Genomic DNA, 23,195 nt, shown 5'->3' on the forward strand with positions numbered 1-23,195 from the left:
TAAGGGCGACCCTTGTTAGATCACCCTTATGATGCAATCCACTTTATACCAATAATATATTGAAGTAAGAAGATAAATTAATTTTCCTCTTTTTTATCACTGTCACCTTTAAGATCATTACTTTTAAGACGATTAATTAAGTCATCTGCCTTTTTATCAGCCTCAGACTTTATTTCTTCCGTCTTCGACTTCATAGTATCTGAAAGCTGATCGAGTTTATCATTAGCCTGATGCTGGATATCATCTGTTTTCGCTTTCATCGCCTCCATCACATCATTCGCTGTTTTAGTCGCTTGACTCTGTATATCCGTTACCTTGGATTTCATTTGTTCAGCAACTTCATTCGATTTATCAACCAAACTATGGCCTTCGCGCGAAGCGTTTTCCTTTATCTCCTGTGCGCTTTTTTCAGTTTGCTGGCCCGGATCTTCCGCTTTTTTAGATGCGTCATCACAGCCAGCGAGCAAGGCTACGATAGCAGCCAAGATCAGAGAACCAAGAATCTTTTTCTTCATTGACGACCCCCTTGTACGTAAGGAAATTGAACTTAAATTTCAATGCCAAAAATCTCACTATCCATGGGATAAACCTCATCATCGTATGGTATGCTTCCCAAAACCCCAAGCAAACAAAAATAATTCTCATTTTTATTTACCTTTTTTAATTTCTCAGGTGACTTATTACTTTGAAAGTATTTCATTTGATCACATTTCAGGAAATTTATGGCAAATAATAGTCAAAAATTAGAAAAACGCCCAATCGCTACCATGGTTCAGAAAATTTTAACCGGTACATTAGTATTGGGAGCGGCATTCTCCAGCGCTGTTTACGCAACTGAAGATCTCAAAGAACAAAAATCTGAAAAGAAAAATGAGGTGATAAAATTACCCACACTTTCCGTTGTTAAAAGTTTACACAACAGCACCAATGCAGGAAGTTCAGTGCTCAAAAAGGAGGATATTGACCGCACTCAAGCCGACAATGTTGCTCAGTTACTCGACCAACTCCCTGGTGTTTCAATGTCAGGCTCCCCGCGCCCTGGTGGACAAACGCTGAATATCTGGGGAATGGGAGACCAGGAAGATATCAAAATCACGCTGGACGATGCACCAAAAGGATTCGAGAAATATATGCAGGGTTCCATCTTTATTGAGCCTGAATTAATCAAACGGGTCGAAGTTGATAAAGGGCCACACAATTTACTCAACGGTAATGGTGGATTTGGTGGTTCTGTCAAACTCGTGACAAAAGATGCGAATGACTTACTGCGTCCTGATGAGAATTGGGGTGGCTTTGTTAAACAAAGCTACCATACGAATGACAGGCAGTGGATCAATAGTGGCGCAATATACGGCAGAGATCCTAACGGCTTTGCTGATGGGTTGCTTTATGTAAGCAAGCGGGATGGACACAATATTAAACTCCCTGATGGCACACGTTTTGAGTTTTCACAAAACAACCAAACATCTTATTTATTGAAAACCAACTTTTATCCCAGTGACGCTCATACGATTAGTCTGTCCGCTATGCGATCTGAATCGGATGGCTGGCAGCCTTGGGCGGCTAAACGAGGTAAGATTGCCGTTCCATCAGCCCTTGATGTAAAGCAATACGGTTGGGATGGCGCCTGGAAAAGAAAATTGGTCTTTCGTGATCAAATTGATCAAAACTACACTGCCAAATGGAATATCGCACCAGAAAATAATCCATGGCTAAACCTGACGATGCTCTATGCGTATTCCAAAACCAAACAAGACGATAGTCGCCCAGAAAATGCTTCCTCCTATTTCAGTGTATTAATGGGTAATAAAAGCTGGGTTGATTACACCGATAATCTGGTTGATATCAACAATAAAAGCATATTCTCAACAGGTATCATTGAACATGAATTATTGGTGGGAACCCGTTGGCATAAAAACGAACGTAATGTACTGATGTTCGATAAAGGCAAAATAAAGAATAAAAACTATAACTATGGTTATTATCAACCAGGCTATATGCCTGCTGGAACTCAATTAGCTTACAGCTTCTATATTCAAGATTCCCTGAAAATAGGCAGCGTCACCGTCACGCCGGGTGTTCGCTATGATCATGTCAAAAATAGGGGGAAAGAAAATAACGCATCCGTATATAACGATGCATCACCAGAAGTTAATCATGACTATAGCAATGTAACCTATACTGGTTGGTCACCTCATTTAGGCATTCTGTGGCAAACCAATAAAAACCTTTCATTGTTTGCAGATATCAGCCGTACATGGCGTGCTCCAATAGTCGATGAACAATATGAGGTACAAGGGAGCAATAGTAACCTTAGAGGCTCCAGCCGCGATCTTGCCGTTGAAAGAATGGCAGGAATACGCCTCGGTGCAATTCTCGATTTCGATAACTTAATACTTGAAGATGATAGCCTGCAAATTCGTACCACATTATTCCGTAACCGTGGTAAAGATGAGATCTTTAGAAGGCGTGGTATTTACTGTAAAGCCCAACTTGATAGTGGCTCAACCAATTCATGTAGAACATCATTGGGAAATTACCGCAACTTACCGGGATATACTATTGAAGGCTTAGAAATAGAAACCTTCTACGACAGCCGCACGCTGTTTGGAAAATTCTCGTTCTCTACTATTCGTGGACAGCGTGACGCTTCTCCACGTGATCCATGGTTAGGGCATAAAACTTGGATTGCAGAAATACCGCCAACTTCTGCACATGCCATGTTAGGGTTTAAAATTCCGCAATGGCAGATGGCAATGGGATGGAAAGGTGATTTTATCCGCAAACAAGATCGATCCCCCGTAGATGGAGATCCAGACGCAGGTTCTTGGTCATTCCATAAAAGTAAGGGCTACGCCCTGCACGGTCTGTTTGCAAGCTGGCGTCCTTCTTTTATAAAAGGATTTGAAGCACGAGTCACTATCGATAACCTGTTCAACCGTGATTACTATCCTTACTTAGGAGATAAGATTTCAGGTATTGGCCGGAATTACAAATTCAGTATTTCACAACAATTCTAACTGACACTTAACCATCCAATCCCTAACCCTCTTACCTTAAGAGGGTTAGGTTTCCAAACGCTGCATTGACTTCCGCTTATCAAATACAAATAATAACTATTATCAGTTATATCCTATCAGGCAATATCATTATGGCGGTGCAAAAAAGCACATTTAAGCACAATCAAATCACCCAGAAACTCTATGCCGATTACCATCATTGGTTATGCAACTGGCTCAGACAAAACAGTGTTTATCCCAATCAGGCTGAAGATCTCGTTCATGAGGTTTTCATCAAATTGATGCAATCTTCGGATCTTGAAAATATCCGCCAGCCAAGAGCCTTTTTAATGACGATAGCGCGCAGAACTCTCTCCAATTACTGGCGCAGAAAAAAACTGGAAGATAATTATCTGAAATATGTCAGTGAACAGCCTAAAATCTCAGCAAATTCTTCTGAGAATCAACTTATGCTGTTAGAACAGTTAGAAAAGATAGATAAAACCCTGGATGAGCTTCCGGCAAAAGTCCGGCAGACATTTCTACTCATTCAACTCCAGGGCTGGCGTTATAAAGAAGTTGCGGAAAGTTTGGGTATCTCAATAAGCTCAGTGAAAAATTATTTGCATCAAGCCCACAGGGAATGTCACCTTTTTAATACGCATTGAACAGCCATCCCTGAACAAACAACCCCGCTGTTTATCTGGCAGCAGGGCATTTGTTTTAACTGCAAATTTACTTGACGGAAAAACAGTGTCAAAGAATGCGATTCTTCTCCAACTGGGCTTGACGGGCAGTTTCCCTCGCCATACGTTTTTTGCGGGCATCACAAGGTTCAGGACAATCACACACTTTTTCTACGCCAATACTTCCCAAGCCACCACAGCTTCCTTGAATGCTTTTGCGCTTAAAAATATAGCCCAGTGCCATGCCTGCAAAAGCCAGCAAGAAAAAGATAAAAGTGGCAATAAAGACTTCCATCGCCTTTCCCCCTTTCTTATTTCTTCTGTAAATATGCCTTAAAAGCGGTATTATAGCGCTCTTCAAAGCCTTCTTTGGTTTTAACAATCATAAAGACCGGAATATTCAGCTTCTCAGCCACTTCCATACCTTTCTCTGGCCCTAATACATCTAAACCTGTAGAAAAACCATCAGCACTCATACACGTCGGTGCTATCACGGTAATTGAAACCAAATTATGCGTTATCGGCCTACCGGTTTTCGGATTAATAGTGTGAGAATAACGCACGCCATTCTGTTCAAAATAGTTGCGGTAATCACCCGATGTTGCCACAGACATATTGCCCGGTTCAATAATCTCCTGAGCGCTCTGTGCCATGCCGTTGTCTGATGGTTTTTCAATCGCTATCCGCCATGGATTTTTCTTGCCATTGTTGCCCGATGTGCGAACTTCACCGCCAATATCAACCATGTAATTTTTGATGTTACGAGATTCCAGATATTCAGCAACAACATCAACACCATAACCTTTGGCGATGGAAGAGAGATCAACATACAGTTCAGGGATGGATTTAATCAGATTATTGCCTTCAACAGACAAGTTATCGATCCCCGTCCAGGCACGGCGTATATCTAATTCTTCATCCGTCGGTGCCTTGGTAATGCGTCCTTCCGGCCCAAATCCCCATAGATTTACCAACGGGCCAACAGTCACATCCAGTGCACCGTCTGTCAGTTTATTAATTCGAATAGCTTCTTTGACAACTTTTGCCGTAGCAGCAGATACCGGAAATGGTTTATTCACTTCACGGCTTTGATTAAAACGACTCAATTCAGAATTTGGCCGATAAGTGGACATCTGATCGTTCACTTCTTCTAACAGACGATCAATCTCTTTTTGCAGAACTTCTGGGGCAGGTACAGACGAATCAGCAACATATTTAACGGAGTAATAAGTCCCCATTGTCTGTCCATTCAGGTTTTGCTGTTTAGGGCCATCACATGCCGCCAGCATCATAGTTGCAAACAGCAATGCACCCCAATTGATAATTTTTTTACTCAGCATAACTTACTCTTTCTGACTTATTGTGGCTTTTCTAAATCGCAGCGCCCACAAAATGTGGGCGCTTATCGTTAAATCATGTTAGCTGCAACCCAAAATTTATTGGGTATACCATCAACCGCCAAAATCATCCAACATGATGTTTTCATCTTCTACGCCAAGATCTTTCAACATCTTAATGACCGCAGCGTTCATGACTGGAGGCCCACACATATAGAATTCACAGTCTTCAGGTGCTGGATGATCTTTCAGGTAGTTTTCATACAGGACATTGTGGATAAAGCCTGTATAGCCATCCCAATTATCTTCCGGCAGAGCATCTGACAGTGCCACATGCCATGTGAAGTTCTCATTTTCTGCTGCCAACTGATCAAAATCTTCGGTATAGAACATTTCACGCTTAGAACGCGCACCATACCAGAAGGAAATCTTACGTTTGGAGTTTAAACGTTTAAGCTGGTCGAAGATGTGAGAACGCATTGGTGCCATACCTGCACCCCCACCGATGAAGATCATTTCTGCATCCGTGTCTTTCGCGAAGAATTCACCAAACGGACCAGAAATCGTTACCTTATCACCTGATTTCAGCGACCAAATATAAGAAGACATGATACCCGGAGCAACATCTGGGTTTCTTGGTGGTGGCGTTGCAATACGCACGTTCAGCATGATAATGCCATGCTCTTCTGGATAGTTCGCCATTGAATATGCACGAACCGTCGGCTCTTTGACTTCAGAGACATAACGGAACAGATTAAATTTATCCCAATCTTCACGATATTCTTGTGGAACATCATAATCAGCATAACGGGCAACATGGGGAGGACATTCAATCTGAATGTAACCACCGGCACGGAATGGCACCACTTCCCCATCAGGAATTTTCAGCTTCAATTCTTTAATGAAAGTGGCTTTGTTATCGTTGGAGATAACTTCACATTCCCATTTCTTAACACCAAAAATTTCCTCTGGCAGTTCGATTTTCAGGTCTTGTTTAACATTGACCTGACATGCCAATCGGCAGCCTTCTTTTGCTTCACGCTTGTTGATGTGGGAAAGTTCCGTTGGCAGAATATCACCACCGCCTTCCTTAATTTTCACCCGGCACTGGCCACAAGAACCACCGCCACCGCACGCAGAGGAGACGAAAATCCCCTGATTGGAAAGCATACCCAACAACTTATCACCGGCGGGAGCAGAGAAACTTTTATCCTCATCGCCATTGATTTCAACTTTAATATCCCCGGTGTTCACTAACTTAGATTTTGCGAACAAAATCATTGCCGTTAGTACTAACACAATCAGGGTAAACATGACTACGCCTAGAATAATTATATCCATGAATTCTTCTCGCCTTTAGAGCTGCACACCGGAAAAGGACATGAAGCCCAATGCCATCAAACCGGTGGTGACAAAGGTGATCCCCAATCCTTTCAGACCTGCCGGAACATCCGCATATTTCATTTTTTCACGGATAGCAGCCATCAGAACAATTGCCAGCATCCAGCCCATACCTGAACCGAAACCGTATACGATGGATTCACTGAAGTTATAGTCACGCTGTGCCATAAATGAAACACCACCGAAAATTGCACAGTTCACCGTAATCAACGGCAGGAAAATTCCCAATGCGTTGTAAAGTGCCGGAACATAACGGTCTAAGATCATTTCCAGAATCTGTACCAGTGCAGCAATGACCCCGATAAAGGTAATGAAATTCAGGAAGCTCAAATCCACCCCATCCATCAGCGCTCCATCACGGAGTACCAGATTGTAGACGAGGTTATTGGCAGGAACGGAAATGCCCAATACAACGGTTACAGCTACACCAAGGCCAAAAGCCGTCTTAACGTTCTTTGATACCGCCAAAAACGTACACATACCGAGAAAGAAAGATAACGCCATATTCTCGATAAAGACTGCGCGGACAAACAAACTAATATAATGCTCCATTTTGTTTGTTACTCCTTCTCAACCTGCGCAGGTTTCAGAGTCCGTAAACCCCAAATCAGCATACCAATAATGAAGAATGCACTCGGTGCCAGCAGGAACAAACCATTGGGTTGATACCAACCGCCATTCTTGACAGATTCCAGCACCGTAACACCGAACAATTTTCCTGAACCAAACAGTTCACGCAAGAAACCAACCAGCAACAGGATGACGCCATAGCCCAAACCATTGCCGATACCATCCATAAAACTTTCAACGGGTGGTGCTTTCATGGCATAAGCTTCAGCACGTCCCATGACAATACAGTTTGTAATGATAAGGCCCACAAATACCGATAGCTGTTTGGAAATTTCGTAGGCATAAGCCCGCAAGATCTGGTCTACGACGATAACCAGAGACGCAATGATCGCCATCTGTACGATGATTCGCACACTGCCGGGGATGTAGTTACGAATTAATGAAATGAAAAAGCTAGAAAACGCTGTGACCAGGGTAACTGCAATGGTCATGACTAACGCAGTTTCCAATTTGGTAGTCACAGCCAGCGCTGAACACACCCCCAGAACCTGCAATGCAATTGGGTTATTATCAAACAGCGGCCCTAGCAGGACGCGTTTTATCTCTTTACTATCAGCCATCTTTCAAGGCTCCCTCACGTACTTTTTTCAGGAACGGGCCAAAACCGTTATCACCCAGCCAGAAATCAAACATATGCTGAACACCGTTAGAAGTCAGGGTTGCTCCGGACAGCCCATCTACACCGTAAGGGTTATCACCTGCACCGCCACGGACGATCTTAAGTGCCGGAACACCTTGCGGGTTATAGAGTTTTTTACCTACCCACTGCTTACGCCATTGTGGGTTATCAACTTCCCCCCCCAAACCTGGGGTTTCACCATGAGAGTAGTAAGTAATGCCGTGAGAAGTGACACCATCTATATCAATGGAAATAAAGGCATACATCATTGACCATAGGCCAGAGCCATATATTGGCAGAACCAGTTCAGTCGTTTTGCCGCTTTCATCTTTGACCAGATAGATTTCCGCCATATTGGCACGGCGGCGGATCTTCGCCAGATCTTGCTCAGGTAACAAAGCAATACTGGTTTCGTCACTGCGCAGGGCATTATTCAGGTCAAAATTGCCATTACTCTCTTTCAACATCGCTGTTTTCAAGTCAAGCAATTCAGGCTGGATACGGCTGTTATAGACTTCTTTAATTTCCTCAGTTGTCATACCAGGTTTTAGCAAACCAGACACATCCAGAATATTACGCTGCTTATCCAGCAGCTTCTGTTCCTGCTGCTGCGCTTTCAAACCCACGGCTGAACCAGCAACCACAATCGAACATACAAGACACAGCACAAAAACAACGAGGAATGTTCTGCCGATGCTATCATTATTTTTTGGTTTATTATCAGCCACGGGCTTTTCTCCGCTTAATATTGGCCTGTACGACCAGATAATCGAACAGTGGCGCGAACAGGTTAGCGAATAAGATCGCCAACATCATTCCTTCTGGATACGCTGGGTTTACAACCCTGATCAAAATGCACGTAGCACCGATCAGGATACCGTATGCCCATTTCCCTTTATCCGTAAACGCTGCGGATACAGGATCAGTCGCCATAAAGATCATACCAAAAGCGAAGCCTCCCAGAACCATATGCCAGTACCACGGCATAGCGAACATTGGGTTAGTGCCAGAACCAATCGCATTAAACAGATAAGACGTTGCAATCATACCGATCATCACACCAGCAACGATGCGCCATGAAGCAATACGGGAAAACAGAATGATGGCCCCACCGATAAAAATCATCAAAGTGGATACTTCACCAATTGAACCTGGAATGTTACCAATAAAAGCGTCCATCCAAGTGATTGGCTGACCGGTAACGGTATTTATCAAGCCGTGGCTACCCGCAGTTGCCCATTGGGACAAAGGCGTTGCACCAGAAAAACCGTCAGCCGCAGTCCAAACCAAATCACCAGAAATCTGGGCGGGGTAAGCAAAGAACAGGAAAGCACGACCCGCCAAAGCCGGGTTAAGGAAGTTACGACCAGTACCACCAAAGATCTCTTTCGCAATCACCACGCCGAAAGTAATCCCCAAAGCCGCCTGCCACAATGGCAGTGTTGGTGGAACAATCAACGCGAACAGAATGGAGCTAACAAAGAAACCTTCGTTGATTTCATGTTTGCGGATAATGGCAAACAAAACTTCCCAGAAGCCACCCACGACAAATACAACCGCATAAATTGGCAGGAAGTAGCTTGCTCCTAACAGCATTTTACTGCCCCACCCTGCATCTGGTGTTAATGATGCACCAAGATACTGAGCAAGCATGTAATGCCAATCAGAAGCCAAAACCTGCTGTAAGGCATCTCCATTATATAAATGAGTCAGGGCTGGTATTGCCTGATTCCCGACGTTATACATGCCCCAAAACATCGCAGGGAAAACAGACAGCCACACCAGGATCATCATGCGCTTGAGATCGATGGCATCACGGACATGGGCATTTCCTTTTGTCACTGTGCCCGGCGTATAGAAAACGGTGCTTACTGCCTCATAGAGAGGATAATACTTTTCCAGTTTGCCACCGGCCTCAAAGTGGTGCTCTACTTTTTCAAATAAATTTTTCAGGCCCATGAATTACCCTTCCAGCTCAATCTTCGTCAGCACTTCACGCAGTACTGGACCGTACTCATATTTGCCTGGGCAAACATAGGTACACAATGCCAAATCTTCTTCATCCAGCTCCAGACAACCCAGCGCCTGAGCGCTATCAGAATCACCTGCAAGCAAGTCACGCAGTAAGTGAGTTGCCATAATATCCAGTGGCATGACACGCTCATAGTTGCCAATTGGCACCATAGAACGTTCCCCACCGTTTGTCGTGGTTGAGAAAGCAAAACGTTTCTTTTTCAGGAAGTGGCCGATTGTGGTGCGGGTAATCGAGAACTTATTAGCGCCTGGCGCAATCCAACCAAACAGCTCTTTTTCCCGGCCTTCAGCAAGTACAGAAACTGACGTATGGAAGCGGCCAAGATAATGACGAACGTCATCTGATTTTGCACCACACAGTACGGAACCAGAAACAATACGGTTTTCACCCTCTTGCAACTGATTTTGCGTCAATTCCAGCAAATCAGCCCCCAACCGAGTACGTACCAAGCGTGGCGATTTAACCTGTGGTCCCGCCAGAGACACCACACGATCAGTGTAAAGCTCACCCGTAGTAAACAGTTTACCGATAGCAATAACATCCTGATAACCCAGATGCCAAACCATTTTTTGGGCACTAACAGGTTCAATGAAATGAATATGAGTGCCCACCAAACCGGCTGGGTGTGGACCAATAAACTGGTTGTAGGTGATTTGAGCGTTATTTCCCACTGTTGGAATATTTCCAGCGCCGTAACAAACGTGGATTTTCCCCTCTGTCAATATTGACAGAACATTCAGGCCATCAACAAAAGCCTCTTCCTGAGTTGCGATAACGACGAGTGGATCAGCAGCCAGTGGCTGGGTGTCCATTGCCGTAACGAAGATTGCCTTTGGTGTGGAACCGGAGACAGGGGTACGACTGAAAGGACGTGTACGCAACGCTGTCCACAATCCTGACGCAAGCAGATTTTTCTCTACTTTTTCACGGCTCAGGCCAGCAAGTTCAGCACGCTCATAGCGATCGAATGTGACTTTCTCATCACCACTCACTTCAATAACAACGGATTGCAAAACACGACGTTCTCCACGTCCAATGGTGACAACTTTCCCGCTTGCAGGACTAGTGAAAACAACCCCTGGATTCTTCTTATCTTCAAAAAGAATTTGCCCTTTTTTGACATGCTCACCTTCCTTAACCAGCATAGAAGGACGCATTCCAACATATTCTTCACCCAGTAAAGCAACATGGCGAATTGTCGGACCATCTTCTATAACTTGGGCAGGCGCTCCTGCTATCGGGAGGTCGAGTCCTTTTTTAATTTTAATCATAAGATTTGCACAAGTTTATCAGTTAAATCATATACTACAGACTACCTTGCGGTATTCCCGTGAGGTAATGCAGCGACTCTAGTAATACAAAAAACCTTGAGCAATAGTATGTCTCAAGTTATTCACTCCGATAATCGTTACAAAGTTTCTCTTAATTTTCGCCGGAGTAATTCTAACACCTCCCCCACTGACTGTCTGATTAATCAAGTGACACAGTTCAAGCAAATAAAAATAATTTCTCTGCTAAACCGTCAACCATTCGATAAAGACGAATGTTTCTATCACTTTTCTCTACGCCAGGGCGATTTTTAATCAAAAATTAATTATCGCGCCGTTAATTTGAGTCTTCCCAATGAGTTCGATAAATCAAAAGGATATTCCGGCAGGAATTTAATGGAAGCGGCACCAAAATAACGACAATGACTTGTTTTGGAAACAATCACAGCCCGCCTATGAGTATTTTGTCCAAAATAGCATTCCTGCCACAGTTAACGTCATAGACGGGCAATATGTTATTAATGTAAAACCAGAAAACCCGTTACCCTTTTGGAACAGCGAATCAAATTATTCTCTCTCCAAAATGAAATAGCACATAGTCACCTGATTCAATACGGTGCCAGACTTCATTTCCGGTTAAAGGTTGGGTGGCAATCACGGATACGACATCCCCTGGCTGGGTGTGCTGCTGGAAATCGATTTCAACATCCTGATCAAGTAATTTAGCCCTGCCGAAAGGGGCACGACGAGTAATCCAATGCAATTGAGTAGAACAGTAAGCCATGACAAACTGCCCGTCTGACAACAGCATATTGAAAACACCTTTATTTCTCAGTTGATCCGCCAGGGAAGCAATAAATTTAAATACCGCAGGCCAATTAGAAGGTCGCTTGGGATATTTCAACGATAATTGATGTAATATCCAGCAAAATGCCCATTCACTGTCTGTCTCACCAACCGGCCGGTAATTACCCGTTTTCAGCTTACTATATCCCTTAAATTGACCATTATGGGCATAAGTCCAATACCTTCCCCATAGTTCACGGGTAAATGGATGGGTATTTGCCAGGGAAACATTACCACTGTTTGCCTGACGAATATGGGCGACAATCACTTCTGATTTGATTGGATAGCCTTGTACAAATCGCGCCACAGGCGAATGACAACTGGATTGGTGATCTTTAAATGTCCGGTATCCCAATCCCTCATAGAAGGTAACTCCCCAACCGTCTTTATGTGGGCCGGTATGCCCACCACGCTGAATGAGTCCACTCAAACTGAAAACGATATCTGTTGGCACGTTGGCGCTCATGCCAAGTAATTCACACATTGACTACCCCTAACGCCGATTCCTGACGAAAAGCAATCAGGCTTTTACCATTTCTTTTTCAATCAATTGAATCAAGATATGAATGACTTTGATGTGGATCTCCTGGATACGATCTGCATAACCAAAATGTGGTACTCGAATTTCAACATCTGCCGTTCCTGCCATTTTTCCGCCATCCTTGCCAGTCAGTGTAATGACTTTCATCCCTTTGGCACGGGCTGCTTCAACCGCTTTAATGATGTTGCCAGAGTTTCCTGACGTTGAAATGCCCAGCAGTACATCACCTTTCTGACCGACGGCTTCAACATAACGGGAAAATACATAGTCATAACCAAAGTCATTGCTCACACAAGATAAGTGGCTGGGATCAGAAATCGCAATAGCCGGATATCCTGGGCGATTTTCACGGTAGCGACCTGTCAATTCTTCCGCAAAATGCATGGCATCACAATGCGAGCCACCATTACCACAGGAAAGCACTTTTCCTCCTGCCTTGAATGAATCAGCCAGCAAAACCGCAGCTTTTTGAATAGCGTCGATATTTGCATCATCATTGAGGAAGTTAGCCAACGTCTCTGCGGCTTCGGATAATTCACTGCGGATCAGTTCTTGATACATGGAACTCATACTCCTGAAAAGTCTTCGGGATTAATAATGTCAGTCAGCAAGTGTAACGGATTCCCCTATCTGAAAGAAGATATCATCACATCTTGCAAGAATTATCGTTTGCAAAACTAACTCGACTTTGTGAGCTAGATTGTAATTAAGATGTAAATATATTGATAAATACACTTTCCTCATCTAAAAAAGAAGGACATCACAACAGGTCAGACCTCTGACAACTCAACCTGAGATTTACAGGAGTTTTACTATGACCACTTTCAGCATTATCTTATTTTTAGTCTTGATTGGCGGGCTTTGTTACCACAAAGTCAGCTTAACGCTCAGCAGCTTGCTGCTTGTTGCCTATACGTTCGTTATGAGTATAACTGGCCTTTGGAGTTATTGGTTGCTGTTACCACTGGTCATCGTCCTATTCCCTCTTGTCTTTACACCTGTACGTATCTCCTTATTCTCTGCGCCGGGCCTAAAAGCCTTCCGCAAGGTTATGCCAAGCATGTCCAACACAGAGAAAGAAGCCATTGATGCAGGAACTACATGGTGGGAAGGCGATCTATTCCGTGGTAACCCTGACTGGCAAAAACTGCATAACTATCCAAAGCCGCAGTTAACTGCTGAAGAACAAGCTTTTATTGATGGTGCGGTAGAAGAAGCCTGCCGCATGGCAAATGATTTCCAAATCACTCATGAATTGGCTGACTTACCACCTGAGCTTTGGGCCTACCTGAAAGAACATCGTTTCTTTGCCATGATCATCAAGAAAGAATATGGTGGCCTGGAATTTTCCGCTTATGCTCAATCTCAGGTATTGCAAAAACTGGCCGGCGTATCAGGTATTCTGGCAATTACTGTTGGCGTACCTAACTCCTTGGGGCCAGGTGAATTGCTGCAACACTACGGCACAGATGAACAGAAAAAACATTACTTGCCTGGACTTGCCCGTGGTGAAGAAATTCCCTGCTTTGCGTTGACTAGCCCTGAAGCCGGTTCAGATGCCGGAGCTATTCCTGATACTGGTGTTGTCTGTATGGGGGAATGGCAAGGCAAACAAGTTCTTGGTATGCGCCTGAATTGGAATAAACGTTACATTACCCTTGCCCCTATTGCTACCGTGCTGGGATTGGCATTTAAACTGTATGATCCGGATCATCTACTGGGCGATACTGAATCACTGGGAATTACCTGTGCGTTGATCCCAACCAATACACCAGGCGTAGAAATTGGTCACCGCCATTTCCCTCTGAATATCCCATTCCAGAATGGTCCAACCCGTGGTAAAGATATTTTCGTTCCTATCGATTACATCATTGGTGGACCGAAAATGGCAGGTCAGGGCTGGCGTATGCTGGTTGAATGTCTGTCTGTTGGTCGTGGTATTACTTTGCCATCCAACGCAACAGGGGGATTGAAAAGTGCAGCTATGGCAATTGGTGCTTATTCCTATATTCGCCGTCAATTCAAGCTGCCTATCGGTAAAATGGAAGGTATCGAAGAGCCACTGGCACGTATCGCAGGTAACGCTTACTTGATGGATGCGGCCGCAACCATGATCACCAGCGGTATCATGTTGGGCGAAAAACCTTCGGTTCTGTCTGCTATCGTGAAATACCATTGTACGCATAGAGGTCAACGTTCTTTTATTGACGCCATGGATATCGCTGGCGGCAAAGGCATCTGTCTTGGGCCATCGAACTTCCTTGCTCGCGGTTATCAGGGTGCTCCCATTGCTATTACCGTTGAAGGTGCGAATATCCTGACCCGTAGCATGATCATCTTTGGTCAGGGTGCAATCCGCTGCCATCCTTATGTATTGGCTGAAATCGCCGCAGCAGAAAGCAACAATGTGAAACACTTTGACAAGGCTCTGTTTGGTCACTTGGGCCATGTTGCCAGTAACACTCTGCGCAGCCTGTGGCTTGGTATTACCAAAGGCAGAACCAGTCGTTCGCCAGTCAATGATGCTACTCGCCGTTACTATCAACAGATTAACCGTTTAAGCGCTAACCTTGCCCTGCTCTCTGATGTGTCAATGGGCGTATTGGGGGGCAGCCTGAAACGCCGTGAACGCATTTCAGCTCGTTTGGGGGACATTCTGAGCCAAATCTTCCTGGCTTCTGCGGCCTTGAAACGCTATGAAGATGAAGGACGCCAGAAAGAAGATTTGCCATTGATCCAGTGGGCAGTAGAAGATAGCCTGAAACAAGCTGAACAGGCCATGAACGATTTGCTGCGCAATTTCCCCAACCGTTTGGTTGCAGGTTTAATGCGAGTGATTATCTTCCCATTGGGGCGAGTACATACCGCACCATCTGATAAATTGGATCACAAACTGGCTCAGATATTACAGACTCCTTCCGCAACCCGTAGCCGGATTGGACGTGGGCAATATTTGACACCAAGTGAGCATAACCCTCACGGGTTACTGGAAGAAGCATTGCTTGATATCATCGCCGCAGAGCCAATCCATGTTCGCTTAAGCCACGAGGCAGGCAAAAACCTAAGCTTCACACGTTTGGATGAATTAGCTAAGCAGGCGCTGACAGAGAACAAAATCAGCCAAGAAGAAGCAGATATCCTGAAACGAGCTGAAAACAGTCGATTGCGTTCAATCAATGTCGATGAATTTGAGCCAAATGCATTCGCTGTACCCAATCCAGCAAAAAAGCCTGAAAGTCAGCGTCAAAATAAAGCCGCCTGATGCTGACCAGAAAGCTTGATTCATGCAAAATATAGGACTAAGAAGCGGGGCACCGGTGCCCCGTTTTTATTTAAATGGATTCTAGTGATAACAACTCTTCGATTGTCTGGCGGCGACGGATCAAGCGCGCCTCTCCCTCAATAAACAAAATTTCAGGGATCAAAGGACGGCTATTATAATTTGAAGACATAGAAGCACCGTAAGCGCCAATATCGTGAAAAATCAGATAATCCCCGACGCTAACACGAGGCAACATATGTGACACAACTTCCCCACCTTCTAACTGTGTAAACACATCACCAGATTCACATAACGGCCCCGCAACGATGGTTTCTAGCAATGTAGTTTCTAACGACGTGGTTTCCGGCGGCGCGTTTACCGGCAATACAGAAATACGGTGATAACTGCCATACATTGCCGGACGCATTAAGTCATTGAAACCTGCATCTACCAGCACATAATGTCGATTACCCATAGACTTAACGGCCCGTACTTCCGCCATTAAGATCCCTGACTCAGCAACCAGAAAACGCCCAGGTTCAATTTCCAGCTCAACATGATGCCCCAGATGCTGCTCAATACGTTGACGAGCCTCATGCCACAAGCTGTAATAATGTTCGGTATCGACTGACTCTTCACCGTCCTTATAGGGAATGGATAAACCACCACCTGCGGAAATGGCTTGAATATCCTCCCCACACAGCATGACCTGCTCCACCATAGCATTGCAAACATTGGAGAGATGTTGATAATCCACCCCTGAACCAATGTGCATATGCAGCCCCACTAACTGCAAATCATATTGATGAATTTTTGCAATTGCCAGAGGGAGATCCTGAAACCAGATCCCATGTTTGCTATTTTCGCCACCAGTATTCGTCTTTTGGCTATGCCCATGCCCGAATCCGGGGTTAATACGTAACCACACCGGATGACCAGACTGACGTTCACCAATTTGTGCCAACATATCAATAGAACCAACATTGACTGGAATATCCAGCTCAATGACACGCGACAATGTTGCCTCATCAATCACATCCGCCGTGAACACAATCTCTGACTTATCGCGACCAGGTTTAAAACCTGCATAAAGCGCCCGCTCTATTTCACCCAATGACACCGCATCAACTTTCACGCCCTGTTCTCTTATCAAGCGTAAAATATGGGTATTGGAACACGCTTTCTGTGCGAACCGAATGATGTCAAACCGTTTTAATTTTTTGATTTGTTTGATGATGCTATCGCCATCATAAAGCCACAATGGTGTTCCGTACTGAGTTGGCAAACGGAGTAGATTATCAGGGATAAAATGTTTCCCTGGGTCATGAGTAAAGGTCGATATGGTCATTGAAGCGTCTCACAAAATCAGCAATTTTTTCATTATTGACAATAATGAGGCAGGAAGAAAAATATCCATTTAGCCATAGTCTATTCATTTGTGATATTGTTATGTGTATTTTTTATTCAACGAGATAAATCTATGCACTCCTGTTCATGGCGACACATTGAAATTTTCCATGCTGTAATGACCACTAAGAACCTGACTGATGCAGCGTTACTACTGAAAACATCCCAGCCCACGGTCAGCCGTGAACTTGCACGCCTTGAACAATTACTAAAACTTAAATTGTTTGATCGAATCAAAGGGCGTCTGTTTCCAACCACACAAGGATTACGGTTATTTGAGGAGGTGCAGCGCTCTTATTATGGGCTGGAAAGAATAATCAATGCGGCTGGCAGTATCCGACAATTTGAACAGGCGCAGTTATCCATCGCTTGCCTGCCAATGTTCTCCCAATCTCTGCTGCCAAAAGCCTGTTGCAGTTTTATCGAACGCTATCCTGAAGCCAGGCTGACCATCATTCCACAAGAGTCTCCCCTATTGGAAGAATGGCTTTCAGCACAGCGCCATGATATTGGCTTAACCGAACATTTACAGACTCCGGCAGGTACTGAACGAGAAACGTTGATAACCTTAAATGAAATTTGTGTCTTACCCATTCATCATCCGCTCGGTCAAAAATCACAGCTGACGCCAGCAGATTTTCACAATCAAAAATTTATCAGCCTCTCGATCACAGACAGTTACAGGCAACTGATTGATACAATCTTTACTGAGCATCAAATCAATCGCAAGATGGTAATGGAAACCCATAGCGCAGCCTCAATTTGTGCCATGATTAACGAAGGCATTGGCATATCCATCGTAAATCCGCTAACTGCATTGGATTATTTAGATAACAGCGCAAAAATTTGCATTCGGCCATTCAGTATCGACATTCCATTCACAGTAAGTTTAATCAAACCCATACATCGCCCCTCCTCAGAGCCCGTAGAGGCTTTCATTACCCATTTAAAACAACAGGCTGCTCTACTTGCCGAAAAATTGACATTAGCGTTTCAACATTAATTGCTGCCAATGAGGTGATGTAGCAAACCAATCTACCAGAAAATCCAACAGTGCCCGCAAAGTCGCTGGCATATTCTGGCGGCTGGTATAAATACCATAGATCCCCATTGCCTGAGGTTGGTAATCAGGCAGCAGCTCAACTAACTGCCCTGACATCAAATAAGAAGAAACTGAATAGTAAGGCTGCATTGCGATTCCAGCTCCCTGCAAAGCAGCTTCCATTAATACAGTCGATTCATTGGCACTTAACGTACCACTGACAGGGACTGAATAGTGCTCATGCTGTTTTTCAAATACCCACAAACTTTTGCCGAAAAAGTTATAGGTCAGGCAATTATGTGATGTTAAATCCATAGGATTGTTGGGAATAGATTTCCCCACTAAATAAGACGGCGCAGCACAAACGATGGAATGGCAAGTCGATAATGGGCGAGCGATCAGATTTGGCTCCAGATTATTGGTAATACGGATCGCCAAATCAATGCGTTCTTCTATCAAATTGACAACCTTATTATCCATTTGCAAATTGACGGCAATGTGAGGATATATCCGCATAAATTCGGGAATGGCAACTGCCAACGCACTAATGCCCAACGACTGGGAACAACTCACTCGCAACAATCCTCTTAGGGTTTGTGCTGCCAAAGATTGCTGTACAGGCATTCCTTCTGCTAATTCCATTAACTTAAGGCTGCGTTGATAAGCATTCTCACCCGCCGAAGTCAGGCTAATTTTACGTGTCGTACGATGCAATAAGCGAACTCCTGCCCACTTTTCCATTTCAGCCAAATATCGCGATACCATTGCCCTCGACATATCCAATCGCTCTGCTGCTGCAATGAGGCTGCCCTGTTCAACAATCGTAATAAACACTTGTGCTGCGGTGATCCTATCCATTTCGGCCAACCTATTTTTCGCCCTAATTAGCTCGATTTATGCAACAAATAGTTGCTGGTTATGGGGTTTTTAAATCGGAATATGCAACTTATCATACATGCCATTCAAGCACACAAGCTTTTTGCTATAGGAATTCGACGATGGCTCACAAAACAACATTAAACATCGCTCTGGCAGCGACACTCTCCTTGGGAATGGCCTCACTGGCTCAAGCAACCGATCTAAAATTGGATATCTACAATCCAGGTGAAAAAGGTGTCTTCCCTGTTTCTTCTGAAATTATCAGTGGCGATCATGAAGTTGTCCTGATTGATGCCCAATTTAAGAAAAATGATGCACAAGAGCTGGTAAAAATGATCCAGCAAACAGGCAAAAAACTGACAACGATCTATATTAGCCAATCCGATCCTGATTTTTACTTTGGTCTTGACGTGATCACCGAAGCTTTCCCTGACGCCAAAGTTATCGCATCACCAGAAACCATCAAAGCAATCAATGAAACCAAAGATGGCAAACTAGCTTATTGGGGTGGAATTCTTGCAGATCAGGCCCCCAAGAAGATCGTCGTACCAGCGCCACTAACAGGAAATTCCTTTACTGTTGATGGTGAAAAACTGATTGTTGAAGGCTTAGATGGCCCAGCCGCAGATCGTACTTTTGTCTGGATTCCTAAATTAAAAGCAGTTGTTGGTGGTGTGACTGTTTCTGACCATATCCATGTATGGATTGCAGATACCCAAACCAAAGCATCACGCCAGCATTGGCAACAAACATTGGATCGTATCAAGAGCCTGCAACCTAAAACTGTTGTACCTGGTCACTATCTGGGGAATTCATCAATGACGTTGGATTCAGTAACTTTCACCCAGAATTATCTGACCACATTGGAAAAAGAGTTACCGAAAGCAAAAGATTCCAATGCGTTGATTGCAGCCATGAAAAAACATTATCCGGATTTGGCTGATGAATCTAGCCTTGAACTCAGTGCCAGAGTATTAAAAGGCGAAATGAAGTGGCCTCAGTAAGTTGAAAATATTGCGGGCGTTGCGGATAGTAGCGCCCGTATAACAATATTTGAAATATTACCTTAACACTCCCCCTCTTTAATTTTAAAGAATCCCAAATGCCAAATAAAAAACAAAAGTCCAGCGCCAATTTTTAATAAAATTAGTATCAAAATCCATTTTAATATTTTATATTTACCCCCATATAAAAACCGATAACACATTAACTTTGAAAATAAAAAACTTATTAAATAAACACAGTTCCTTTTTAATTGATGTGATATTTATCGCCTTTTGATAATTCGAAATAACTAATAAACTCAAGTTGTGATCAATAGTCCATAATCCAATAAATCAACTTGAATAAAAATCTCACTTTTTTTAAATTTGCAGTCAGCGGAGAGATAAGCCAGCAGCCCAAAGCTAACCAGATGCTTCCAACGTCTAGAATATGCAGGGCAAGCAGCTTAAAACCAACTAGATGCTTCTAACATCTAGCGCATACAGGATAAACAGCCTAAACCAACTAGATGCTTCTAACGTCTAATGTACGCAGGATGCGCTGCTCAAGCTAACAGATGCTTCCAACGTCTGGCATATGCAGAAAAGCAGCTTAAACCAACTAGATGCTTTTAACATCTAGTATATACAGAATGCGTACCGTAGGTTAGGTTCCTGTTCTCTCCGCCACTTTTTATCTATTGTCCCACTTTGCAGATGAATATTATACTTTACCAATACCATACCCCAGCAATACTATCGCGGATAAACATAAATAAGGCCCAAATGCGATAAACTCAGGAAAAGATTTTCTTTTCACTCCAATTATTACAAACCCAAACAGTCCAGACAATGAAGCCATCAGTATCAATATTGGTATCATTTCCACACCCAACCAGGCACCGATTGCCGCGGTTAATTTGAGATCACCATAACCTATTCCTTCCTTATTTAAGGTATATCGACATAACCAATACAAAAACCACAAAAAAAGATACCCTGATATGGCGCCGTATATTGCACTCTTTATCGGAATCAAATTACCATCAATATTAACCAAAAGCCCAAACCATAATAAAGGAAGAGTGATAATATCAGGCAAGCAATATGTTTTAATATCGATAACGGCCAATAACAATAAGGTACTACAGAAAAACATAACTATTATATAATCTACGTTAATTAAAATAGAGTTCCTTCCTTTTTCTCACCTGTAAAAAATGAAAATCCATTTATAAAAAACATCCTTGTCACCGTCTTCTTTCCTTATTTCCTGACATAAATCAGGACAAGATGAATATTAATTTTCCACTCCGGTTATTGGCAATGAAATTTTAGCGAAAAAAGCAATTATAAAATAAATATGCGAACCAGCTCGCAAGGAGATCTCTTGTATTCCTTAAGCCAAGAGATAACTTGATCACGCAAACAGCGCTCATTTATCATGACGGTGAATCAATTTTGTCATATGGTTGTTTGCGCCATACCGGAAGAATCCGGAAAAAAGAAGGAAAGAAGAATATGCGAATACCCCGCATCTATCACCCTGAACTGCTCTCAACAGGAGCGGAAATTTATTTGAGTGACGATGCTGCCAATCACGTTGGCCGCGTGCTTAGAATGAGTAACGGGCAAGCATTACAACTCTTTGATGGCAGTAATCAGGCTTTTGATGCAATAATCACGGAAGCCAGTAAAAAAACGATTAAAGTGTCTATCATTGATGGCAAATTGTCTAATCATGAATCACCGCTGAACCTGCATCTGGGGCAGGTCATGTCCCGTGGTGAAAAAATGGAATTTACAATCCAAAAATCTGTTGAATTGGGTGTCAACACGATTACCCCACTTCTGTCTGAACGTTGTGGTGTAAAACTGGATACAGAAAGATTGGAGAAGAAATTACAACAATGGAAAAAAATTGTCATTTCTGCCTGTGAGCAATGCGGACGTAACCGGATCCCTGAAATCCGCCCCGTTATGCCACTTGAAAGCTGGTGCGCAGAAAACGATGGTAGCTTAAAATTGAATCTGCATCCCCGTGCCAGCCATAGCATCAATACCCTCTCACTCCCTGTGGAAAAAGTGCGCCTGCTGATTGGGCCTGAAGGGGGATTATCTGCCGAAGAAATAGAAATGACAGCAAAATATCAGTTTACTGATATCCTGTTAGGGCCTCGTATTCTGAGGACAGAAACGACGGCACTCACTGCAATTACCGCATTGCAAGTACGTTTTGGTGACCTAGGTTAAGGAGAAAAAATGATCAAGCTCGGTATTGTGATGGACCCTATTTCATCCATCAACATCAAGAAAGACACTAGTTTTGCCATGCTGCTGGAAGCACAAAAACGCGGATGGGAAATCCATTATATGGAAATGCATGATCTCTATCTGCATCAAGGAGAGGCTCGCGCTCATACACGTTTGCTCACGGTAGAAGAAAATCCCCAACAGTGGTATCAGCTTGGCAGTGAGCAGGAAATCGCTCTCGATACTTTGCAAGTTATTTTGATGCGCAAAGATCCACCTTTTGATACTGAATACATCTATGCAACCTATATTCTGGAAAGAGCAGAAGTCAAAGGCAGCCTGATCGTTAATAAGCCCCAAAGCCTGCGCGACTGTAACGAAAAGCTGTTTACTGCCTGGTTCCCGGAATGGACACCCGATACGCTAGTCACCCGCAGTGCCAAAAAATTACGCGAGTTCCACCAAAAACATAGCGATGTTATTTTTAAACCTTTGGATGGTATGGGGGGCGCTTCCATCTTCCGTCTGAAAAAAGATGACGCCAATGTCGGCGTTATTATTGAAACGCTGACTGAACATGGCACTCGTTATTGCATGGCACAAAATTTTCTGCCTGCCATTAAAGATGGAGATAAACGCGTACTGGTTGTTGATGGTGAACCTGTACCTTATTGCCTTGCCCGTATCCCTGCTCAAGGAGAAACCCGTGGTAATCTGGCGGCAGGTGGTCGTGGAGAAGCACGCCCATTGTCAGAAAGCGATTGGGCAATTGCCCGTGCAGTTGCTCCGGTATTAAAAGAAAAAGGATTAATTTTTGTTGGGTTGGATATCATTGGCGACCGTTTAACTGAAATCAACGTGACCAGCCCAACCTGTGTACGTGAAATAGAAGCGGCATTCCCAGACATCTCCATTACCGGCATACTGATGGATGCTATCGAAAAACGATTGGAAAAACAGATAGCATAACAGGCCAAACAACGTTCGTTTCCTGACAATATTTGCCA

General features: G+C 43.7%; 22 protein-coding genes. 7 read left to right on the forward strand and 15 right to left on the reverse strand.

Annotated elements, in window-relative coordinates:
* Positions 1-77 precede the first annotated feature (77 nt).
* Both Xets_RS01400 and Xets_RS01405 read right to left on the reverse strand, forming a co-directional pair.
* The gene (locus Xets_RS01400) at positions 78-515 is read right to left on the reverse strand and encodes a YtxH domain-containing protein (RefSeq protein ID WP_187651077.1); all 438 of its coding nucleotides are present in this window, start codon (positions 513-515) and stop codon (positions 78-80) included.
* 32 nt (positions 516-547) lie between these two features.
* Positions 548-700 carry a hypothetical protein gene (locus Xets_RS01405; RefSeq protein ID WP_167450544.1) on the reverse strand — a complete coding sequence of 51 codons (153 nt, stop codon included), beginning with the start codon at positions 698-700 and terminating at the stop codon, positions 548-550.
* Positions 701-722: 22 nt separating this feature from the next.
* On the opposite strand from Xets_RS01405, the gene Xets_RS01410 reads away from it, so the two are divergent.
* On the forward strand, positions 723-3,020 hold the full coding sequence (locus Xets_RS01410) for a TonB-dependent hemoglobin/transferrin/lactoferrin family receptor (protein WP_099131039.1): 2,298 nt from the start codon (positions 723-725) through the stop codon (positions 3,018-3,020).
* Positions 3,021-3,151: 131 nt separating this feature from the next.
* Positions 3,152-3,667 (forward strand): sigma-70 family RNA polymerase sigma factor, encoded by a 516-nt coding sequence (locus tag Xets_RS01415; protein ID WP_187651078.1) that lies wholly within the window; start codon positions 3,152-3,154, stop codon positions 3,665-3,667.
* 88 nt (positions 3,668-3,755) lie between these two features.
* Here the strand turns inward: Xets_RS01415 and nqrM are convergent, their stop codons facing one another.
* The 10 genes from nqrM to lpcA form a co-directional block, all read right to left on the reverse strand.
* On the reverse strand, positions 3,756-3,980 hold the full coding sequence (gene nqrM / locus Xets_RS01420; RefSeq protein WP_074020165.1) for a (Na+)-NQR maturation NqrM: 225 nt from the start codon (positions 3,978-3,980) through the stop codon (positions 3,756-3,758).
* A 16-nt stretch (positions 3,981-3,996) separates the two neighbouring features.
* On the reverse strand, positions 3,997-4,977 hold the full coding sequence (locus Xets_RS01425) for an FAD:protein FMN transferase (RefSeq protein WP_370588194.1): 981 nt from the start codon (positions 4,975-4,977) through the stop codon (positions 3,997-3,999).
* A 159-nt stretch (positions 4,978-5,136) separates the two neighbouring features.
* Positions 5,137-6,363, reverse strand: a complete 1,227-nt coding sequence (gene nqrF / locus Xets_RS01430; RefSeq protein WP_099131036.1) for an NADH:ubiquinone reductase (Na(+)-transporting) subunit F — start codon at positions 6,361-6,363, stop codon at positions 5,137-5,139.
* A gap of 15 nt (positions 6,364-6,378) precedes the next feature.
* On the reverse strand, positions 6,379-6,975 hold the full coding sequence (gene nqrE / locus Xets_RS01435; protein WP_038235359.1) for an NADH:ubiquinone reductase (Na(+)-transporting) subunit E: 597 nt from the start codon (positions 6,973-6,975) through the stop codon (positions 6,379-6,381).
* Between the two features lie 8 nt (positions 6,976-6,983).
* Positions 6,984-7,613 carry an NADH:ubiquinone reductase (Na(+)-transporting) subunit D gene (locus Xets_RS01440; RefSeq protein WP_047769693.1) on the reverse strand — a complete coding sequence of 210 codons (630 nt, stop codon included), beginning with the start codon at positions 7,611-7,613 and terminating at the stop codon, positions 6,984-6,986.
* The gene (locus Xets_RS01445) at positions 7,606-8,400 is read right to left on the reverse strand and encodes a Na(+)-translocating NADH-quinone reductase subunit C (RefSeq protein ID WP_099131034.1); all 795 of its coding nucleotides are present in this window, start codon (positions 8,398-8,400) and stop codon (positions 7,606-7,608) included. The genes Xets_RS01440 and Xets_RS01445 overlap by 8 nt, the downstream gene beginning before the upstream one ends.
* Positions 8,393-9,631 (reverse strand): NADH:ubiquinone reductase (Na(+)-transporting) subunit B, encoded by a 1,239-nt coding sequence (locus tag Xets_RS01450; protein ID WP_187651080.1) that lies wholly within the window; start codon positions 9,629-9,631, stop codon positions 8,393-8,395. The genes Xets_RS01445 and Xets_RS01450 overlap by 8 nt, the downstream gene beginning before the upstream one ends.
* Before the next feature lie 3 nt (positions 9,632-9,634).
* Entirely contained in the window at positions 9,635-10,978 is a 1,344-nt protein-coding gene (locus Xets_RS01455) for a Na(+)-translocating NADH-quinone reductase subunit A (RefSeq protein ID WP_187651081.1), read from the reverse strand.
* A gap of 559 nt (positions 10,979-11,537) precedes the next feature.
* Positions 11,538-12,305: a class II glutamine amidotransferase gene (locus tag Xets_RS01460; RefSeq protein ID WP_099131031.1), complete on the reverse strand. Its 768-nt coding sequence runs from the start codon at positions 12,303-12,305 to the stop codon at positions 11,538-11,540.
* Positions 12,306-12,341: 36 nt separating this feature from the next.
* Positions 12,342-12,923: a D-sedoheptulose 7-phosphate isomerase gene (lpcA, locus tag Xets_RS01465; RefSeq protein WP_099131030.1), complete on the reverse strand. Its 582-nt coding sequence runs from the start codon at positions 12,921-12,923 to the stop codon at positions 12,342-12,344.
* 253 nt (positions 12,924-13,176) lie between these two features.
* On the opposite strand from lpcA, the gene fadE reads away from it, so the two are divergent.
* Positions 13,177-15,624: an acyl-CoA dehydrogenase FadE gene (fadE, locus tag Xets_RS01470; RefSeq protein WP_187651082.1), complete on the forward strand. Its 2,448-nt coding sequence runs from the start codon at positions 13,177-13,179 to the stop codon at positions 15,622-15,624.
* Between the two features lie 70 nt (positions 15,625-15,694).
* Here the strand turns inward: fadE and lysA are convergent, their stop codons facing one another.
* Positions 15,695-16,972, reverse strand: coding sequence for a diaminopimelate decarboxylase (gene lysA / locus Xets_RS01475; protein WP_099131028.1), 1,278 nt, complete (start codon positions 16,970-16,972; stop codon positions 15,695-15,697).
* 132 nt (positions 16,973-17,104) lie between these two features.
* Between lysA and Xets_RS01480 the strand changes: the two genes are divergently transcribed.
* Positions 17,105-18,034, forward strand: a complete 930-nt coding sequence (locus Xets_RS01480) for a LysR family transcriptional regulator (protein WP_099131208.1) — start codon at positions 17,105-17,107, stop codon at positions 18,032-18,034.
* On the opposite strand, the gene Xets_RS01485 is transcribed toward Xets_RS01480, so the two are convergent.
* A complete protein-coding gene (locus Xets_RS01485) occupies positions 18,017-18,931 on the reverse strand; it encodes a LysR family transcriptional regulator (RefSeq protein ID WP_099131027.1) in 915 nt (304 codons plus the stop codon). The genes Xets_RS01480 and Xets_RS01485 overlap by 18 nt on opposite strands.
* Before the next feature lie 140 nt (positions 18,932-19,071).
* Here Xets_RS01485 and Xets_RS01490 point away from each other — a divergent pair, with 140 nt between their 5' ends.
* The gene (locus Xets_RS01490) at positions 19,072-19,956 is read left to right on the forward strand and encodes an MBL fold metallo-hydrolase (RefSeq protein ID WP_187651083.1); all 885 of its coding nucleotides are present in this window, start codon (positions 19,072-19,074) and stop codon (positions 19,954-19,956) included.
* Between the two features lie 703 nt (positions 19,957-20,659).
* Here the strand turns inward: Xets_RS01490 and Xets_RS01495 are convergent.
* Entirely contained in the window at positions 20,660-21,094 is a 435-nt protein-coding gene (locus tag Xets_RS01495) for an A24 family peptidase (RefSeq protein WP_099131025.1), read from the reverse strand.
* A 362-nt stretch (positions 21,095-21,456) separates the two neighbouring features.
* Between Xets_RS01495 and rsmE the strand changes: the two genes are divergently transcribed.
* The gene (gene rsmE / locus Xets_RS01500) at positions 21,457-22,188 is read left to right on the forward strand and encodes a 16S rRNA (uracil(1498)-N(3))-methyltransferase (protein WP_187651084.1); all 732 of its coding nucleotides are present in this window, start codon (positions 21,457-21,459) and stop codon (positions 22,186-22,188) included.
* A 9-nt stretch (positions 22,189-22,197) separates the two neighbouring features.
* Positions 22,198-23,157, forward strand: a complete 960-nt coding sequence (gene gshB / locus Xets_RS01505) for a glutathione synthase (RefSeq protein WP_099131023.1) — start codon at positions 22,198-22,200, stop codon at positions 23,155-23,157.
* Positions 23,158-23,195 lie beyond the last annotated feature (38 nt).

The organism is Xenorhabdus sp. TS4, from assembly GCF_014467265.1.
In the GTDB taxonomy this organism is placed as follows: Bacteria; Pseudomonadota; Gammaproteobacteria; order Enterobacterales; family Enterobacteriaceae; genus Xenorhabdus; species Xenorhabdus ehlersii.

What these genes read in the sequence shown, in the direction of transcription:
- Xets_RS01400 (WP_187651077.1), bottom strand. Translation starts at nt 515, where the DNA reads ATGAAGAAAAAGATTCTTGGTTCTCTGATCTTGGCTGCTATCGTAGCC.
- Xets_RS01405 (WP_167450544.1), bottom strand. Translation starts at nt 700, where the DNA reads ATGAAATACTTTCAAAGTAATAAGTCACCTGAGAAATTAAAAAAGGTA.
- Xets_RS01410 (WP_099131039.1), top strand. Translation starts at nt 723, where the DNA reads ATGGCAAATAATAGTCAAAAATTAGAAAAACGCCCAATCGCTACCATG.
- Xets_RS01415 (WP_187651078.1), top strand. Translation starts at nt 3,152, where the DNA reads ATGGCGGTGCAAAAAAGCACATTTAAGCACAATCAAATCACCCAGAAA.
- nqrM (WP_074020165.1), bottom strand. Translation starts at nt 3,980, where the DNA reads ATGGAAGTCTTTATTGCCACTTTTATCTTTTTCTTGCTGGCTTTTGCA.
- Xets_RS01425 (WP_370588194.1), bottom strand. Translation starts at nt 4,977, where the DNA reads ATGATGCTGGCGGCATGTGATGGCCCTAAACAGCAAAACCTGAATGGA.
- nqrF (WP_099131036.1), bottom strand. Translation starts at nt 6,363, where the DNA reads ATGGATATAATTATTCTAGGCGTAGTCATGTTTACCCTGATTGTGTTA.
- nqrE (WP_038235359.1), bottom strand. Translation starts at nt 6,975, where the DNA reads ATGGAGCATTATATTAGTTTGTTTGTCCGCGCAGTCTTTATCGAGAAT.
- Xets_RS01440 (WP_047769693.1), bottom strand. Translation starts at nt 7,613, where the DNA reads ATGGCTGATAGTAAAGAGATAAAACGCGTCCTGCTAGGGCCGCTGTTT.
- Xets_RS01450 (WP_187651080.1), bottom strand. Translation starts at nt 9,631, where the DNA reads ATGGGCCTGAAAAATTTATTTGAAAAAGTAGAGCACCACTTTGAGGCC.
- Xets_RS01455 (WP_187651081.1), bottom strand. Translation starts at nt 10,978, where the DNA reads ATGATTAAAATTAAAAAAGGACTCGACCTCCCGATAGCAGGAGCGCCT.
- Xets_RS01460 (WP_099131031.1), bottom strand. Translation starts at nt 12,305, where the DNA reads ATGTGTGAATTACTTGGCATGAGCGCCAACGTGCCAACAGATATCGTT.
- lpcA (WP_099131030.1), bottom strand. Translation starts at nt 12,923, where the DNA reads ATGTATCAAGAACTGATCCGCAGTGAATTATCCGAAGCCGCAGAGACG.
- fadE (WP_187651082.1), top strand. Translation starts at nt 13,177, where the DNA reads ATGACCACTTTCAGCATTATCTTATTTTTAGTCTTGATTGGCGGGCTT.
- lysA (WP_099131028.1), bottom strand. Translation starts at nt 16,972, where the DNA reads ATGACCATATCGACCTTTACTCATGACCCAGGGAAACATTTTATCCCT.
- Xets_RS01480 (WP_099131208.1), top strand. Translation starts at nt 17,105, where the DNA reads ATGCACTCCTGTTCATGGCGACACATTGAAATTTTCCATGCTGTAATG.
- Xets_RS01485 (WP_099131027.1), bottom strand. Translation starts at nt 18,931, where the DNA reads ATGGATAGGATCACCGCAGCACAAGTGTTTATTACGATTGTTGAACAG.
- Xets_RS01490 (WP_187651083.1), top strand. Translation starts at nt 19,072, where the DNA reads ATGGCTCACAAAACAACATTAAACATCGCTCTGGCAGCGACACTCTCC.
- Xets_RS01495 (WP_099131025.1), bottom strand. Translation starts at nt 21,094, where the DNA reads ATGTTTTTCTGTAGTACCTTATTGTTATTGGCCGTTATCGATATTAAA.
- rsmE (WP_187651084.1), top strand. Translation starts at nt 21,457, where the DNA reads ATGCGAATACCCCGCATCTATCACCCTGAACTGCTCTCAACAGGAGCG.
- gshB (WP_099131023.1), top strand. Translation starts at nt 22,198, where the DNA reads ATGATCAAGCTCGGTATTGTGATGGACCCTATTTCATCCATCAACATC.